Here is a 15,542-nt window from a genome sequence, read left to right on the forward strand (position 1 = left end):
CCGCAGCGGCTTTCGATCCTGGCGAGGACGACCCCGCCGCTTGCGGAGTTGGATCCATGGCTTGGATCATCCTGTTCGGCGCTGGTCTCATGGAAGTGGGCTGGGCCATCGGGCTCAAATATACCGACGGTTTCACCCGCCTCTGGCCCTCGGTCTTCACCCTGGTGAGCGCCGCCGTCAGCCTGTTCCTGCTGTCGCTCGCCGCGCGCGACCTGCCCATCGGCACCGCTTATGCGGTATGGGCGGGGATCGGCATGGTGGGCGCGGTGGCGGTGGGCATCTTCGCCTTGGGCGAGCCGGCGGATGCGCTGCGGCTCGTCTCCATCGCCCTCATCGGCGTCGGCATCGTCGGGCTGAAGGTGGCGACCCCGCACTGAGGCGCATGAGAGGGCCGCGCGGCGGGAGGTTTCCCGCCGCCGGCTGTTTGGCTATGAAGCGCGTCACCAGATGCCGCCCCCAAGGAGAGACCATGTCCGTGACCGCCGTTGAGCCGCAGGCCGTGGTCGAGGTGGGGCCGATCCGCATCGGCAATGCGCTGCCCCTCGCGCTCATCGCCGGCCCCTGCCAGATGGAGAGCCGCGACCATGCGCTGGAGACCGCCGCCGCGCTGAAGGAGATCGCGGTGCGGCGCGGCATCGGCCTGATCTACAAATCCTCCTTCGACAAGGCCAACCGCACCTCGGTGACCGCCGCGCGCGGCATGGGCCTCGACAAGGCGCTGCCGGTGTTCGCGGAGATCCGCGAGCGCCTCGGCCTGCCGACCCTGACCGACGTGCACGAGATCGACCAGTGCGCCCCGGTGGGCGAGGTGGTGGACGTGCTGCAGATCCCCGCCTTCCTGTGCCGGCAGACCGACCTGCTGGTCGCCGCCGCGCAGACCGGACGGGTGGTGAACGTGAAGAAGGGGCAGTTCCTCGCCCCCTGGGACATGGCCAATGTGGTGGCCAAGCTCACCCAGTCCGGCAACGGGCGGGTGATGGTGACCGAGCGCGGCGTCTCATTCGGCTACAACACGCTGGTCTCCGACATGCGCGCCCTGCCGATCATGGCGCAGACCACGGGATCGCCGGTGGTGTTCGACGCCACCCATTCGGTGCAGCAGCCCGGCGGCAAGGGCTCGTCCTCCGGCGGGCAGCGGGAGTTCGTGCCGGTGCTGGCGCGGGCGGCGGTGGCCATCGGCGTCGCGGCGGTGTTCATCGAGACCCATCAGGACCCCGACCACGCCCCGTCCGACGGCCCGAACATGGTGCCGCTGAAAGACCTGGAGCCGCTGCTCGCGCTGCTCCAGGAGATCGACGCGGTGGCCAAGGCACACCCGGTCGTCATCTGACCGGGAGCTCCCTCAGTTCGGTTCCGCCAGAGCGCTGCGGGCGCGGTCGTAGCGCCACATGGCGCCGGGGTGGATATGCGTGCCGCCGAGCCAGCGCTCGATGGCATTCTCGCGGGCATGGTCGAATCGCCCCTTGAGCGCCGCCTCGCCGGCGGGGGTCAGGGCGATGGTGGCGCGGGCGAAGGTGCGGTAGCTCATTTCCTCCGGGCTCGGATCGACGCCGGCGGGATCGAACGACTTGCAGTCCACGGCGCGGAACGGCAGCCCTTCGATCAGCGGCTCGCGGGCGAAGGCGAGGGCGTCGAGGCGCAGGAAGAAGGGCAGGTCGGCCAGGAACTGGGCCTCGTCCATCTGGTGCACGGCGGAAAACAGCTGGTGGACCTTCTGCGGGCCTTCCGACAGGCGGCGCAGGATGCGCTCCTCGGTCAGCGACAGGCCGCTGTGGGGCGCCGGCAGCTCCGCCAGGGCCCGGCGCAGCGCGGCGCCGAGATAGGGCAGGGCGGCCTGGTCGCGGGCGGCCAGTGCCGCCAGCGCCTTCGGGGTCGGGGCGGTGAATGCCTCCCATGCCGTGCGTCCGGCCTCCAGCTGCAATGCGGTCACCGGCGCCGCCTTGTCGGCCAGCGCGCGGATGTAGCCGGCCTCCAGCGTGCCCAGGTAGGCGTCCGACTGGACCATCTGCACGCCGAGCCGGTCCGGCTCCAGGGCGAAATAGTGCAAGAGCTGGATCAGCTGGAGCTGGTCGAACAGGTCATGCTCGAACCACAGCTGCACCTCGCGGAAGGCGATGTGGATCTCAAGCTGGGCATCGCGCTCGGCGAAGTCGGCGCGCACGCTGTCGAATTCCAGCCCCAGCACGTCGGAGAGGAATTCTGCCCGCGTGTCCGCCACCTGGGCGAGCGAGGGGCTGCCCGGCACCGGGCCGTCATGCAGCATGTCGCGCCAGGGCAAGAGATGCCCGGCGATGCCGCCCGCCCGCAGGCGCTCGACGGCGCTGTCGCCATTGGTGATGATGAGCTTGGCCATGTCAGCCCCTTCCACGGTAGGGAGCGACGCCCGTATCGGGCAGCCAGACGCCGCGCGGAAGCTCGCCGGTCTGCCAGAACACGTCGATGGGAATGCCGCCGCGCGGATACCAGTAGCCGGCGATGCGGAAGAAACGCGGCTTCAGCAGGTCCGCCAGGCGCTTGCCGATGGCAACCGTGCAGTCCTCATGGAACGCCCCATGGTTGCGGAAGCTGGCGAGATAGAGCTTCAGCGACTTCGATTCCACCAGATGCGCGTCGGGCACGTAATCGAGCACCAGATGGGCGAAGTCCGGCTGGCCGGTGACCGGGCAGAGCGAGGTGAATTCAGGCGCGGTGAAGCGCGCCACATAATCCACGTCGGGGTGGGGATTGGGGACGCGGTCCAGCACGGCCTCCTCCGGGGAGGCGGGCAGGGCGGTGTCGCGCCCGAGCTGGAGCTTGGCTTCGGTCATCATCGATCCTTGGGATACGGCGTGAGCGTCCAGGCGTTTCCGGTCGGAACGTTCATGACGCTCCTTTTTTGGGCAGGATAGCGCAATTTGCGGGCGTGTGCGCGGAAGGCTGTTGCGCGCCATGACCCCTTACCAGCCGCCGCCGGACGGGGTAGAAGCGGCGCGCCCCGTTCAAGAGCCCGCCGGCGGGCGGTCTCAAGCTTTGGGCAGAAGGAAGGGAAGGACGTTCCATGACCGCCATTGTCGATATCGTCGGCCGGGAAATCCTGGACAGCCGCGGCAACCCCACGGTGGAAGTCGATGTGCTGCTGGAAGACGGTGCGCTCGGCCGCGCGGCGGTGCCGTCCGGCGCGTCCACGGGCGCCCATGAGGCGGTGGAACTGCGCGACGGCGACAAGGATCGCTATCTGGGCAAGGGCGTGCTCGGCGCCGTTGACGCGGTGAACGGCGAGATCTTCGATGCCATCGGCGGCTTCGACGCCGAGGACCAGGCCAAGATCGACGAGACGCTGATCACCCTCGACGGCACCCCCAACAAGGCCCGCCTCGGCGCCAACGCCATCCTCGGCGTCTCGCTCGCCGTGGCCAAGGCGGCCGCCATCTCCAACAACCTGCCGCTCTATCGTTACGTGGGCGGCGTCAATGCCCGCACCCTGCCGGTGCCGATGATGAACATCATCAATGGCGGCGCCCATGCGGACAATCCGATCGACTTCCAGGAATTCATGATCCTGCCGGCCGGCGCGGACAGCTTCGCCGAGGGCCTGCGCTGGGGCGCGGAAATCTTCCACACCCTGAAGAAGGGCCTGAAGGACGCCGGCCACAACACCAATGTGGGCGACGAGGGCGGCTTCGCCCCCAACCTGGCCTCGGCCGAGGCGGCGCTGGACTTCGTGCTGAAGGCGATCGAGAAGGCCGGCTTCAAGCCGGGCCAGGACGTGTTCCTCGGCCTCGACTGCGCCGCTACCGAGTTCTTCAAGGACGGCGCCTATCACTATGAGGGCGAGGGCAAGGTCCGCGACATCGATGCGCAGGTGAAGTACCTCGCCGAGCTGGTGTCGCGCTATCCCATCGTCACCATCGAGGACGGCATGTCCGAGGACGACTGGGCGGGCTGGAAGCAGCTCACCGACGCCATCGGCGCCAAGTGCCAGCTGGTGGGCGACGACCTGTTCGTCACCAATGTCGAGCGCCTGGGCCGCGGCATCAAGGCGGCCACCGGCAATGCCATCCTGGTGAAGGTCAACCAGATCGGCACGCTGACCGAGACGCTGGAGACGGTGCAACTGGCCCACACGTCGGGCTATCGCGCCGTGATGTCCCACCGCTCGGGTGAGACCGAGGACTCGACCATCGCCGATCTGGCGGTGGCCACCAACTGCGGGCAGATCAAGACCGGCTCGCTGGCCCGCTCGGACCGCACCGCCAAGTACAACCAGCTGCTGCGTATCGAGCAGGAGCTGGGCGGCCAGGCGAGATACGCCGGCAAGGCGGCGCTGAAGGCGTTCGCCTGAGGCGTGTCCCAAGGTTGCGGCGGGCAGCGTCCCGCCGCCGACGAAATGCCCCGGCTGGTCCGGGGCATTTTGTGTTTGAGGGCCGGGCCGCGGGAATCGCCCGGCGCGGACTGAAGGGCGGCGCGGTGTCAATGCCATCCTTAACCGCGCTTCAACCTTGTGCCGGCAAGATCGCCGCCCATGCAGACCCGCTCGCGCCTCCGCACCTTCTTCATCGCCGTGCTGCTCTATCTCGTGGCCGGCGGGGTGATCGGCTATTTCGCCTACCACGCCTACAATGGCGACCATGGCCTGATGGCGAAGCGCAATTACGAGCAGGACGTGCTGCGCCTGGAAGGCGAACTCGCCGCGCTGAAGGCGCAGCGGCGCGAAATGGAGAACAAGGTCTCGCTGCTGGATGCCCGCAATCTGGATCCCGACATGCTCGACGAGCAGGGGCGCCGGGAGCTGGATTTCATCCATGTGAAGGACCTGGTGATGATCAAAGCGCACAATTGAACCAATAATAAGTTCATGAGACCATTGAACTTAATTCAAGTTCAAGTGAGTAAAATCAAGCATTTGCAACGTGTTGCGGTGCAGCAAAGCACTTTTTCCCCTTTTGGTGGTCATCCAGGTGCGCTAGAGGAGGTGCGGCTCTAGCGTTTCCTGAGGAAGTCGATGGCAGCGAAGAAACCGTCCGCCCGGACAGAGGCGGCTCCGGCCGGCGTACCGACCTTCACCAAAGAGCAGGAACTGCTCGCCTACCGCGAAATGCTGCTGATCCGGCGCTTCGAGGAAAAGGCCGGCCAGATGTACGGCATGGGCCTCATCGGCGGCTTCTGCCACCTCTACATCGGCCAGGAGGCCGTGGTGGTGGGCATGCAGCTGGCCATGAAGCAGGGTGACCAGGTCATCACCGGCTATCGCGACCACGGCCACATGCTGGCCACCGGCATGGAAGCGCGGGGCGTCATGGCCGAGCTGACCGGCCGTCGCGGCGGCCTGTCCAAGGGCAAGGGCGGCTCGATGCACATGTTCAGCATCGAGAAGCAGTTCTTCGGCGGCCACGGCATCGTCGGCGCCCAGGTCTCGCTCGGCACCGGCCTCGCCTTCGCCAACCACTATCGCGAGAACGGCTCGGTCTCCGTCACCTATTTCGGCGACGGCGCGGCCAACCAGGGCCAGGTCTACGAGAGCTTCAACATGGCCGAGCTGTGGAAGCTGCCGGTCGTGTATGTGATCGAGAACAACAAGTACGCCATGGGCACCGCGGTCAGCCGCGCCTCCGCCCAGACCGACTTCTCCAAGCGCGGCCAGTCCTTCAACATCCCCGGCGAGCAGGTGGACGGCATGGACGTGCGCGCGGTGAAGGCCGCCGGCGAGCGCGCCCTGGCCTTCGCCCGCGAGGGCAAGGGCCCGTATATCCTGGAAATGCAGACCTACCGCTATCGCGGCCACTCCATGTCCGACCCGGCCAAGTACCGGTCGAAGGAGGAGGTGCAGAAGATGCGGACCGAGCACGATCCGATCGAGCAGGTGCGCGCGCGCCTTCTCGAGGCGGGCCTCGTGACCGAGGAGGAACTGAAGAAGGTGGATGCGGAGATCCGTGACATCGTCAACGACGCGGCCGATTTCGCGACGCACGATCCGGAGCCCGATCCGTCCGAGCTGTACACCGACATCGTTCGCTGAACGAGGCTGCCCGTGGCGGTCGTGGCCCTCATCGTCCTCTTTCTTGCGCTGGCGAGTGCCGTCGCCAGCTGGGGCGTAGCCGTGACCGAGGGATTGAAGGCGAAGGGGGCCGCTGAGGCGGCCGGCGGACCCCACGGCTCCGCTTCCACTGTGCTTCTCGTGCTGTGGCCCTTCGCCGCCCGCCTTCTCGCCGGCCCCGCCGCCGACCATGCGCGCCGGGTGGGCAAGGCCCAGGTGGCCTTCATCGCCGCTCTGACGATCGCGGTAGCCGCGGTCTCCGTCTACACCAACCTCACGGTCGTGCGCCCGCCCCTTGCCGCCCCGGCAGGTCAGGGCTCGCCCGCGCCCAGCAAGAGCTGACAGCCATGCCCATCGACATTCTCATGCCGGCCCTGTCTCCGACCATGGAGAAGGGCAATCTCACCAAGTGGGTGAAAAAGGAAGGCGACACGGTCAAGGCCGGCGACGTGATCGCCGAGATCGAGACCGACAAGGCGACCATGGAAGTGGAGGCGGTGGACGAGGGCGTCCTCGGCAAGATCCTGGTGCCGGAAGGCACGCAGGATGTGGCCGTGAACACCCCCATCGCCACCATCCTGGGCGAGGGCGAGGATGCCTCCGCCGCCAGCGCCCCGGCTGCCGCGCCTGCGCCCGCCGCCGCTCCAGCGCCCGCTCCGGTCGCCGCCCCGGCGGTGGTGAGCGCGCCGCAGGCCACTGCGCCCGCCGATCCGGACGTGCCCGCCGGCACCGAATACGTCACCATGACCGTCCGCGAGGCCCTGCGCGACGCCATGGCGGAAGAGATGCGCCGCGATGGCGACGTGTTCGTCATGGGTGAGGAGGTCGCCGAATATCAGGGCGCCTACAAGATCACTCAAGGGTTGCTCCAGGAGTTCGGCGCTAGGCGCGTGGTGGACACCCCCATCACCGAGCACGGCTTCGCCGGCATGGGTGTCGGCGCCGCCATGGCGGGCCTGAAGCCCATCGTCGAGTTCATGACCTTCAACTTCGCCATGCAGGCGATCGACCAGATCATCAACTCCGCCGCCAAGACGCTCTACATGTCCGGCGGCCAGGTGCAGTGCTCCATCGTGTTCCGCGGCCCGAACGGCGCCGCCGCCCGCGTCGCCGCGCAGCACAGCCAGGACTATGCCTCCTGGTACAGCCACATCCCCGGCCTGAAGGTGGTCTCGCCTTATACGGCGGCGGACGCCAAGGGCCTGCTCAAGGCGGCGATCCGCGACCCCAACCCGGTCATCTTCCTGGAGAACGAGATCCTCTACGGCCACTCCTTCGAGGTGCCGAAGCTGGACGACTACGTGCTGCCCATCGGCAAGGCGCGCATCGCCCGCGCCGGCAAGGACGTGACCCTCGTCTCCTGGTCCATCGGCATGACCTACGCGCTGAAGGCGGCCGAGGAACTGGCCAAGCAGGGCATCGAGGCGGAGGTCATCGACCTGCGCACCATCCGCCCCATGGACATTCCCACCATCGTCGAGTCGGTGAAGAAGACCGGCCGCTGCGTCACCGTCGAGGAAGGCTGGCCGCAGTCCGGCGTCGGCGCCGAGATCGTCGCCCGCCTGATGTCGGACGCGTTCGACTATCTGGACGCCCCGGTGCTGCGCGTGACCGGCAAGGACGTGCCCATGCCGTACGCGGCGAACCTTGAGAAGCTCGCCCTGCCGTCCGTCGCCGATGTCATCGAGGCGGTCCGCGCGGTCACCTATCGCTGAGGGGGAGAGACCCATGCCCATCGAGATCCTGATGCCGGCCCTGTCTCCCACCATGGAGAAGGGCAACCTCGCCAAGTGGCTCAAGAAGGAAGGCGATAGCGTCAAGTCCGGCGACATCATCGCCGAGATCGAGACCGACAAGGCCACCATGGAAGTGGAGGCCGTGGACGAAGGCGTCATCGCCAAGATCGTCGTGCCCGAGGGCACGCAGGACGTGCCGGTGAACCAGCTCATCGCCGTGCTCGCCGGCGAGGGTGAGGATGTCGCCGCCGCCGCCGCTTCCGCCGGCGGGGCGAAGCCTGCGGCTGCGCCCGCGCCCGCCGCTGCGGCCCCGGCTCCTGCGGCCGCTCCGGCCCCGGCCGCTGCGCCCGCGCCGGCTCCGGCTTCCGCCCCCGTCGCGGCCCCGGCGCCGGTCGCCAACGGCCAGGCGGGCCGCGTGTTCGCGTCGCCGCTCGCCCGCCGCATCGCCAAGGAGAAGGGCGTCGAGCTCTCCGCCTTGGCCGGTTCCGGCCCGCATGGCCGCATCGTCGCCCGCGACGTGGACGGCGCGCAGCCGGGCGCCAAGCCCGCCGCTGCCGCGGCGCCCGCGCCCGCTCCGGCCGCAGCCCCGGCCAAGGCCGTGGTCGCCGCCTCCGGCCCGACGGCCGATCAGGTCAAGGCACTGTTCGCCGAGGGGTCCTACGAGGAAATCCAGCTCGACGGCATGCGCAAGACCATCGCCAAGCGGCTGGTGGAGAGCGAGCAACTCACCCCGACCTTCTATCTGTCGGTGGATTGCGACATCGATGATCTGATGAAGCTGCGCGAGACGGTCAACGCCTCCTCGCCGAAGGACAAGGACGGCAAGCCGGTCTTCCGCGTCTCGGTGAACGACTTCGTCATCAAGGCGGTGGCCCTGGCCTTGCAGAAGGTGCCGGCCGCCAACGCGGTGTGGGCCGAGGACCGCGTCCTGCGCCTCAAGCATTCGGACGTGGGGGTCGCGGTGGCCATCGACGGCGGCCTGTTCGCGCCGATCGTGAAGAAGGCGGAGACCAAGACCCTCTCGGCCATCTCCAACGAGATGCGTGACTTGGCCTCGCGCGCCCGCACCAAGAAGCTGAAGCCCGACGAATACCAGGGCGGTTCCACCTCGGTGTCCAACCTCGGCATGATGGGCGTGCGCGACTTCGTGGCGATCATCAACGCCCCGCAGTCCTCCATCTTCGCGGTCGGCACCAGCGAGCAGCGCGCGGTGGTGCGCGGCGGCGAGATCAAGATCGCCACCCAGTTCACCGCCACCGTCACCTGCGACCACCGGGTGATGGACGGCGCGCTGGGGGCGGAACTGCTGGCCGCCTTCAAGGGCTTCATCGAGAACCCCATGTCCATGCTGGTGTGACCCGGTTCCGGGGGCGCGAGCGCGCCCCCGGTCCCCAGGCGCGGGGCCAGTCGCTGCGGCAGATCAAATCGCGGGGCTGCGGGACGGTGTAGCTGCTGGGACGAGGGGCGGATCACCGCCCCGCCATATCTGGAGGATGCACCGATGAGCCATACGCCCCACGAAATCCTGGCCGAGTTCCCCGAGCACGCGGACAAGATCCACGCGCTGCGCAAGGCGGATCCCCATTTCGACCGCCTCTACGAGAGCTATCACGAGGTCAACCGCGCGGTGCACCGCGCCGAGACCGACCTGGAACCGCGCTCCGACGACGACGTGGAGAAGCTCCGCAAGGAGCGGATGCGGCTCAAGGACGAGATTTACGCCCTGCTGACGCGCTGACCCGCGGCGGGGGCGAGCCGCTCCGGCTCCCGCCCCCGATGCCCCCCGGCGAAGGCGATCATCGTTCGGCAGGAAGACCACCATCGACCCACCGGCCCGCGTGGCGGGAGGGGGAGGAGAGACCCATGGCTGATACTTCCTACGACGTGATCGTCATCGGCGGCGGGCCCGGCGGCTATGTGGCCGCCATCCGCGCCGCCCAGCTCGGCTTCAAGACCGCCGTGGTGGAGAGAAAGCATCTCGGCGGCATCTGCCTGAACTGGGGCTGCATCCCCACCAAGGCCCTGCTGCGCTCCGCCGAGATCTATCACTACATGGAGCACGCCAAGGACTACGGCCTCTCCGCCGAGAAGATCGGCTTCGACATCAGCGCGGTGGTGAAGCGCTCGCGCGGCGTGTCGCAGCAGCTGAACACCGGCGTCGGCTTCCTGATGAAGAAGAACAAGATCGACGTGATCTGGGGCACCGCGACGATCACCGCGCCCGGCAAGATCAAGGTCGAGGCGGCCGAGAATGCGCCGAAGGGCGCGCTGGGGGCCGGCGAGTACCAGGGCAAACACATCATCGTCTCCACCGGCGCGCGGCCCCGCGCCCTGCCGGGCCTGGAACCCGACAAGAAGCTGATCTGGACCTATTTCGAGGCCATGGTGCCCGAGAAGATGCCCAAGTCCCTGCTGGTGATGGGCTCGGGCGCCATCGGCATCGAGTTCGCCTCATTCTACAAGACCATGGGCGCCGATGTGACCGTGGTCGAGGTGCTGCCGCAGATCCTCCCCGTGGAGGACGAGGAGATCGCCGCCCACGCCCGCAAACGCTTCGAGAAGCAGGGGATGAAGATCCTCTCCGGCGCCAAGGTGAACGGCGTGACCAAGAAGGCCGACAGCCTCGTCGTCCATGTGGTGGACGAGAAGGGCGCGACGCAGGATTTCGAGGTGGAGCGCATGATCTCCGCCGTCGGCGTGGTCGGCAATGTGGACGGCCTCGGCCTGGAGAACCTGGGCGTCAAGATCGAGCGCGGCATCATCGCCACCGATGGCTACGGCCGTACCAACGTGCCGGGCATCTATGCTATCGGCGACGTGGCCGGCGCGCCCATGCTGGCGCACAAGGCCGAGCATGAAGGCGTGATCTGCGTCGAGACCATCAAGGGCCTGCACACCCACCCGATGGACAAGTCCAAGATCCCCGGCTGCACCTATTGCGTGCCGCAGATCGCCTCCGTCGGCCTCACCGAGAAGAAGGCCAAGGAGCAGGGCCGCGAGATCCGCGTCGGCCGCTTCCCGTTCATTGGCAACGGCAAGGCCATCGCGCTCGGTGAGCCCGAGGGTTTGGTGAAGACCATCTTCGACAAGAAGACCGGCGAGTTGCTGGGCGCCCATCTGGTGGGCGCGGAAGTCACCGAGCTGATCCAGGGCTTCGTCATCGCCATGAATCTGGAGACGACGGAAGAGGAACTGATCCATGCGGTCTTCCCGCATCCGACGCTTTCGGAGACCATGCACGAGGCAGTGCTGGACGCCTACGGCCGGGTGATCCACACCTGAACGGCGCCGGCTCGGCCCGCGCGGGGGAGTTCCCATGGACGACCAGACCTATGCCGTTCTGAGCCAGCCGGGCGTCGGCTTCTTCACCATGATCCTGATCGGCCTCATCGCCGGCTGGATCGCGGAGCGGATCACCGAGAGTGACCACGGGCTTCTGACCAATCTCGTGGTCGGCATCATCGGCGCATTCGTTGGCGGCAAGCTGGCGGAATGGGTCAATGTGCCGGTGTTCGGCTTTTTCCGCACCCTGGTGGCGGCGACCGTCGGCGCCATCCTCGTGCTCTGGGTCTGGCGGGCGGTGCGCAGCCGCTAGGGCGCGGTCCGATCAGATTGAATCAATCTGATCGGTACGTGCTCCAGGAGGCGGGGGCCCACAGGGACGGGCCGCCTCCCTCTTGCGCCGCGCGCAAGGCCGCCTTGCGCTGCGTCGCCTCGACGCTGGCGGGATCGCCCGCTAAGGCTTATCTGAACATCTGCCGCGCCTTCGCCGGCTCAACAGCAATGCGGATTCCATGGTCACCGTCGTCAATACGTTGAACCGGCCCCGCCATCCGGAAAAGCAGAACCGCCCGGAAACGGACGTTCTGCGCAAGCCGGAGTGGATTCGCGTCAAGGCCCCCGGCTCGGCCGGCTGGTCGAAGACCGCCGACATCGTGCGCTCCAACGGCCTGCACACGGTGTGCGAGGAGGCCGGCTGCCCCAATATCGGCGAGTGCTGGGAAAAGAAGCACGCCACTTTCATGATCATGGGCGACACCTGCACGCGCGCCTGCGCCTTCTGCAACGTGCGCACCGGCCTGCCCAAGGCGCTGGATCTCGACGAGCCGCAGAAGGTGGGCGAGGCGGTGGCCAAGCTCGGCCTGTCCCACGTGGTCATCACCTCCGTGGACCGCGACGACCTGACAGACGGCGGCGCCGAGCATTTCGCCCGTACCATCGCGGCGATCCGCCGGCTCAGCCCCGGCACCACCATCGAGATCCTGACCCCCGATTTCCTGCGCAAGCCCGGCGCCATCGAGGTGGTGGTCGCGGCCCGGCCCGACGTGTTCAACCACAATCTGGAGACGGTGCCAGGCAACTATCTCACGGTGCGGCCCGGCGCGCGCTACTTCCATTCGCTGCGTCTGCTCCAGCAGGTGAAGGAACTGGACCCGTCCATCTTCACCAAGTCCGGCATCATGGTCGGCCTCGGCGAGGAGCGGAACGAGGTGCTCCAGCTCATGGACGACCTGCGCGCGGCCGAGGTGGATTTCATGACCATCGGCCAGTATCTCCAGCCGACGCGCAAGCACCACAAGGTGGAGAAGTTCGTCACGCCGGACGAGTTCAAGGCTTACGAGACGGTGGCCTATGCCAAGGGCTTCCTGATGGTCTCGTCGAGCCCGCTGACCCGCTCCTCGCACCATGCGGGCGACGATTTCGCCAAGCTGCGGACCGCCCGCGAGGCGAAGCTCGGCCGGAGCTGACCGCGTGCCGTCCTTTTCCAGCAAGCGGGTGGTGCGACACACCCCCCTCGACATGTTCGACCTCGTGGCGGACGTGGAGCACTACCCGGAATTCGTGCCGCTGTGCCAGGCGCTCAGGGTCCGCCGCCGCTCGCAGAGCGGGGAAGGGGTCGAGATATTGGTGGCCGACATGACGGTCGCCTACAAGCTGATCCGCGAGACCTTCACCTCCCGCGTGACGCTCGACCGGCCGCGCCGGGTGATCCATGTGGAATATCTGGACGGCCCGTTCAGCCGCCTCGACAACCGCTGGGAGTTCCTGTCGGCGGACGAGAATCGGTGCGAGGTGCACTTCTCGATCTCCTACGAGTTCCGCTCCCGTACCCTGGGCCTGGTGATGGGCGCCATGTTCGACGCCGCCTTCCGCCGCTTCGCCGACGCTTTCGAGAAGCGGGCCGACGAGGTCTACGGCAGGAGCGCCTGAGCTCTCGCGCCTGAGGCTGTCCGGGCGCGGATGCCGACGACGCATGTCGAAAAATCCGCGGTTGCCCAGTGCCGCTTTGCCAGGAGCGGTGCGGATCGGCTAAGATGTCGCATCGAGGACATGCGACGTGACCGGGGGATCATGAAGCCTACTGCACGCAAGCTGCCGAGTCGGGCGCAAGTCCAGCAAGCTGCGGCCCGCCAGCGCTTGGCCAGCCGCGTGACCACGCCCATGCATCGGCCGTCCGTGGACGGCCGCCTGCTGCTGGTGCTGGGCCTTGCCTTGTCCGGCGGCCTGTTCTTTGCGCTGTCCCAGGTGCGCAGCGTCGTCGAGGGGCCGGGGCTTGCATCGGCGCAGTCGCCGCAGGAAATCGCCCGGGCGGTCCTGGGCCAATCCGCCCGCGTCGCGACCACCGCCGATCTCCAGACCGTTTCGGTGCATTACGACATCAGCGGCTGGTCGCTGACCCGCTCGCTCATCCGCACCAGTTTCCAGAGCAATGTGATCCATCTGGTGCCGGTGATGTTCGCGCGCACCCCGCAGACCGAGCGCATCGAGGTGGTGGCCGACAACATCTTCGATACGATCCAGGGGCGCGAGGTCCGCCAGCCGGCCTTGAGCGTGATCTTCACACGGCCCACCGCAGCCAAGGTGCCCTGGCCCAGCGTGAGCAATGGCGAGATCGCCCGCATGGCCGACAAGGCCTGGGTGAGCCCGACCATCGGCTGGCAGTAGCCTCCGCCGGGCGGGCGGGTTCAGAACCGCGCCAGCGTCTCCAGCAGTTCCAGCGCCACCAGCACCGACCTGCGGCGGATCTCGCCGCGGCCGAGGTCACCGAAGCGCTCCTCCCGGTGCAGCACCATGCCGCCTGCTTTGGCGGCGGCGAAATGCACCAGCCCCACCGGCTTCTCCACTGAGCCGCCGCCGGGCCCGGCGACCCCCGTGACCGAGACCGACAGTTGCGCCTGCGAGGCGGCGAGCGCCCCGCGCGCCATGGCCCGGGCGGTCTCCTCGCTCACCGCGCCATGGGCGGCGAGGATCGCCTCCGGCACGCCCAGCATCTGCTGCTTGGCGGCGTTGGAATAGGTGACGAAGCCCCGGTCCACCACGTCGGAGGAGCCGGGGATTTCCGTCAGCGCGCCGGCGACGAGGCCGCCGGTGCAGGATTCGGCGGTCACCACCATGAGTTTGGCGGCGCGGCAGACATCAAGCACGCGGCGGGCGCGGTCGAGGATCTCGTCGCTCATTCGGAACTCTCCAGCGGCAGGCGGATGGTGGCGGAGGCCATGGCGGCGATGCCCTCGCGCCGGCCGGTGAAGCCGAGCTTCTCCGTGGTGGTGGCCTTCACGCTGATCCGCCCGACCGGCAGGCCGGTGATGCGGGCGATGGCGGCGCGGATGGCGTCGCGATGCGGCCCGACCTTCGGCGCCTCGCAGATCAAGGTGAGGTCGAGATGGGCCACGATGCCGCCCCGCGCCGCCACCTTCTCCAGGGCGAAGGCGAGGAAGCGGTCCGAGGTGGCGCCCTTCCATTGCGGGTCGGAGGGCGGAAAATGGGCGCCGATGTCGCCGTCGGCCAGCGCGCCGAGCACCGCATCGGTCAGGGCATGCAGGCCGACGTCCGCGTCCGAATGGCCGTCGAGCCCCTGGTCGAAGGGGATGGCGAGGCCGCCCAGCATCACATGGTCGCCGGGGCCGAAGGCGTGGACGTCGAAACCGGTGCCGGTGCGCACGTCCGGCAGGTCGGCGAAGGCGCGCGCGGCGCGGGCGAGGTCGTCGGCGGAGGTCAGCTTCACGTTCCCGGGGTCTCCCTCGAAGGTGGCCACCGCATGGCCGGCCCATTCCATCACGGCGGCATCATCGGTGAGGTCGTCGATGCCCGCCGCAGCCGCCGCGCGGTGGGCGGCGAGCAGCGCGTCGAATCGGAAGGCCTGGGGCGTCTGCACGGCCCGCAGCGTGTCGCGGTCCGGCGTTGCCGTCACGATGCCGTCGGCGGCCACCTGCTTGATCGTGTCCGTCACCGGCAGCACGGGGATGGCGGCCGCATGCTTTTCGAGCGCCGCGACCGCCCGCGCGATCACTGCCGCAGGCGTGAAGGGCCGGGCGCCGTCCTGCACCAGCACGCGCTCGGGCGCCAGCGGCGCCAGTGCCTCCAATCCCGCCAGCACGGACTGCTGGCGGGTCGCGCCGCCGGCGACCGCCGGGCGCAGGCCGGCCAGCCCGTCGGCGGCGTGGGCATAGAGGTGCGCGTCGTCCGGGTGGATCACCACCTGCACGGCCTGGACGTCGGGGTGGGCGGCGAACCGGCGCAATGTGCGGCGCAACACGCTTTCCCCAGCGAGACTGTGGTATTGCTTCGGCACCGCACCACCGGCGCGGATGCCGCGCCCGGCGGCAACAATGAGAACAGCGCAAGCCATGTCGTTAGGCATCTCGGCTCAAGGGGTTGCGTGCCCTTCAACAGCGCCTGCCGCGGCGGCGCAAGGGATATTGAGCAGGCACCGGCGCGCCACTCTGGCGGGCATCGGGGACAAGTCGCAGGCAGCGGGCCTGGAATCGTTCCGCAATGGTCTTGCGCAACGC

General features: G+C 68.3%; 18 protein-coding genes. 14 read left to right on the forward strand and 4 right to left on the reverse strand.

Annotation, left to right across the window (positions count from 1 at the left end; genetic code table 11):
* Nucleotides 1–56 precede the first annotated feature (56 nt).
* Both sugE and kdsA read left to right on the forward strand, forming a co-directional pair.
* Complete coding sequence (sugE, locus tag YU1_RS0117455) at nucleotides 57–377, forward strand: quaternary ammonium compound efflux SMR transporter SugE (protein ID WP_029005167.1); 321 nt, start codon at nucleotides 57–59, stop codon at nucleotides 375–377.
* Between the two features lie 92 nt (nucleotides 378–469).
* The gene (gene kdsA, locus YU1_RS0117460) at nucleotides 470–1,330 is read left to right on the forward strand and encodes a 3-deoxy-8-phosphooctulonate synthase (RefSeq protein WP_035715767.1); all 861 of its coding nucleotides are present in this window, start codon (nucleotides 470–472) and stop codon (nucleotides 1,328–1,330) included.
* 12 nt (nucleotides 1,331–1,342) lie between these two features.
* Here the strand turns inward: kdsA and YU1_RS0117465 are convergent, their stop codons facing one another.
* Together YU1_RS0117465 and queF are read right to left on the reverse strand one after the other, a co-directional pair.
* Nucleotides 1,343–2,353 (reverse strand): hypothetical protein, encoded by a 1,011-nt coding sequence (locus YU1_RS0117465; protein ID WP_051356990.1) that lies wholly within the window; start codon nucleotides 2,351–2,353, stop codon nucleotides 1,343–1,345.
* Nucleotide 2,354: 1 nt separating this feature from the next.
* On the reverse strand, nucleotides 2,355–2,807 hold the full coding sequence (queF, locus tag YU1_RS0117470) for a preQ(1) synthase (protein WP_029005170.1): 453 nt from the start codon (nucleotides 2,805–2,807) through the stop codon (nucleotides 2,355–2,357).
* A 230-nt stretch (nucleotides 2,808–3,037) separates the two neighbouring features.
* On the opposite strand from queF, the gene eno reads away from it, so the two are divergent.
* The 12 genes from eno (at nucleotide 3,038) to YU1_RS0117530 (ending at nucleotide 13,695) form a co-directional block, all read left to right on the forward strand.
* The gene (eno, locus tag YU1_RS0117475; RefSeq protein ID WP_029005171.1) at nucleotides 3,038–4,321 is read left to right on the forward strand and encodes a phosphopyruvate hydratase; all 1,284 of its coding nucleotides are present in this window, start codon (nucleotides 3,038–3,040) and stop codon (nucleotides 4,319–4,321) included.
* Between the two features lie 180 nt (nucleotides 4,322–4,501).
* Nucleotides 4,502–4,819 carry an FtsB family cell division protein gene (locus YU1_RS0117480; RefSeq protein WP_029005172.1) on the forward strand — a complete coding sequence of 106 codons (318 nt, stop codon included), beginning with the start codon at nucleotides 4,502–4,504 and terminating at the stop codon, nucleotides 4,817–4,819.
* A gap of 162 nt (nucleotides 4,820–4,981) precedes the next feature.
* Nucleotides 4,982–5,995, forward strand: a complete 1,014-nt coding sequence (gene pdhA, locus YU1_RS0117485) for a pyruvate dehydrogenase (acetyl-transferring) E1 component subunit alpha (protein ID WP_029005173.1) — start codon at nucleotides 4,982–4,984, stop codon at nucleotides 5,993–5,995.
* Between the two features lie 12 nt (nucleotides 5,996–6,007).
* The gene (locus YU1_RS0117490; RefSeq protein ID WP_029005174.1) at nucleotides 6,008–6,355 is read left to right on the forward strand and encodes a hypothetical protein; all 348 of its coding nucleotides are present in this window, start codon (nucleotides 6,008–6,010) and stop codon (nucleotides 6,353–6,355) included.
* Between the two features lie 5 nt (nucleotides 6,356–6,360).
* On the forward strand, nucleotides 6,361–7,728 hold the full coding sequence (locus YU1_RS0117495; RefSeq protein WP_029005175.1) for a pyruvate dehydrogenase complex E1 component subunit beta: 1,368 nt from the start codon (nucleotides 6,361–6,363) through the stop codon (nucleotides 7,726–7,728).
* A 13-nt stretch (nucleotides 7,729–7,741) separates the two neighbouring features.
* The gene (locus YU1_RS0117500) at nucleotides 7,742–9,106 is read left to right on the forward strand and encodes a pyruvate dehydrogenase complex dihydrolipoamide acetyltransferase (RefSeq protein ID WP_029005176.1); all 1,365 of its coding nucleotides are present in this window, start codon (nucleotides 7,742–7,744) and stop codon (nucleotides 9,104–9,106) included.
* 144 nt (nucleotides 9,107–9,250) lie between these two features.
* Nucleotides 9,251–9,487, forward strand: coding sequence for an HP1242/YdcH family protein (locus YU1_RS0117505; protein WP_029005177.1), 237 nt, complete (start codon nucleotides 9,251–9,253; stop codon nucleotides 9,485–9,487).
* Between the two features lie 125 nt (nucleotides 9,488–9,612).
* A complete protein-coding gene (lpdA, locus tag YU1_RS0117510) occupies nucleotides 9,613–11,031 on the forward strand; it encodes a dihydrolipoyl dehydrogenase (RefSeq protein ID WP_029005178.1) in 1,419 nt (472 codons plus the stop codon).
* Nucleotides 11,032–11,065: 34 nt separating this feature from the next.
* Nucleotides 11,066–11,344, forward strand: a complete 279-nt coding sequence (locus YU1_RS0117515; RefSeq protein ID WP_029005179.1) for a GlsB/YeaQ/YmgE family stress response membrane protein — start codon at nucleotides 11,066–11,068, stop codon at nucleotides 11,342–11,344.
* 199 nt (nucleotides 11,345–11,543) lie between these two features.
* Entirely contained in the window at nucleotides 11,544–12,497 is a 954-nt protein-coding gene (gene lipA, locus YU1_RS0117520; protein WP_029005180.1) for a lipoyl synthase, read from the forward strand.
* A gap of 4 nt (nucleotides 12,498–12,501) precedes the next feature.
* On the forward strand, nucleotides 12,502–12,960 hold the full coding sequence (locus tag YU1_RS0117525; RefSeq protein ID WP_029005181.1) for a type II toxin-antitoxin system RatA family toxin: 459 nt from the start codon (nucleotides 12,502–12,504) through the stop codon (nucleotides 12,958–12,960).
* A gap of 231 nt (nucleotides 12,961–13,191) precedes the next feature.
* Nucleotides 13,192–13,695 carry a hypothetical protein gene (locus YU1_RS0117530; RefSeq protein WP_029005182.1) on the forward strand — a complete coding sequence of 168 codons (504 nt, stop codon included), beginning with the start codon at nucleotides 13,192–13,194 and terminating at the stop codon, nucleotides 13,693–13,695.
* Nucleotides 13,696–13,715: 20 nt separating this feature from the next.
* Here the strand turns inward: YU1_RS0117530 and YU1_RS0117535 are convergent, their stop codons facing one another.
* Nucleotides 13,716–14,207 carry a CinA family protein gene (locus tag YU1_RS0117535; protein ID WP_029005183.1) on the reverse strand — a complete coding sequence of 164 codons (492 nt, stop codon included), beginning with the start codon at nucleotides 14,205–14,207 and terminating at the stop codon, nucleotides 13,716–13,718.
* The gene (locus tag YU1_RS0117540) at nucleotides 14,204–15,391 is read right to left on the reverse strand and encodes a bifunctional 2-C-methyl-D-erythritol 4-phosphate cytidylyltransferase/2-C-methyl-D-erythritol 2,4-cyclodiphosphate synthase (RefSeq protein ID WP_029005184.1); all 1,188 of its coding nucleotides are present in this window, start codon (nucleotides 15,389–15,391) and stop codon (nucleotides 14,204–14,206) included. Before YU1_RS0117540 ends, YU1_RS0117535 begins: the two co-directional genes overlap by 4 nt.
* Between the last annotated feature and the right edge of the window lie 151 nt (nucleotides 15,392–15,542).

This window comes from Azorhizobium doebereinerae UFLA1-100, assembly GCF_000473085.1.
Classification (GTDB): domain Bacteria; phylum Pseudomonadota; class Alphaproteobacteria; order Rhizobiales; family Xanthobacteraceae; genus Azorhizobium; species Azorhizobium doebereinerae.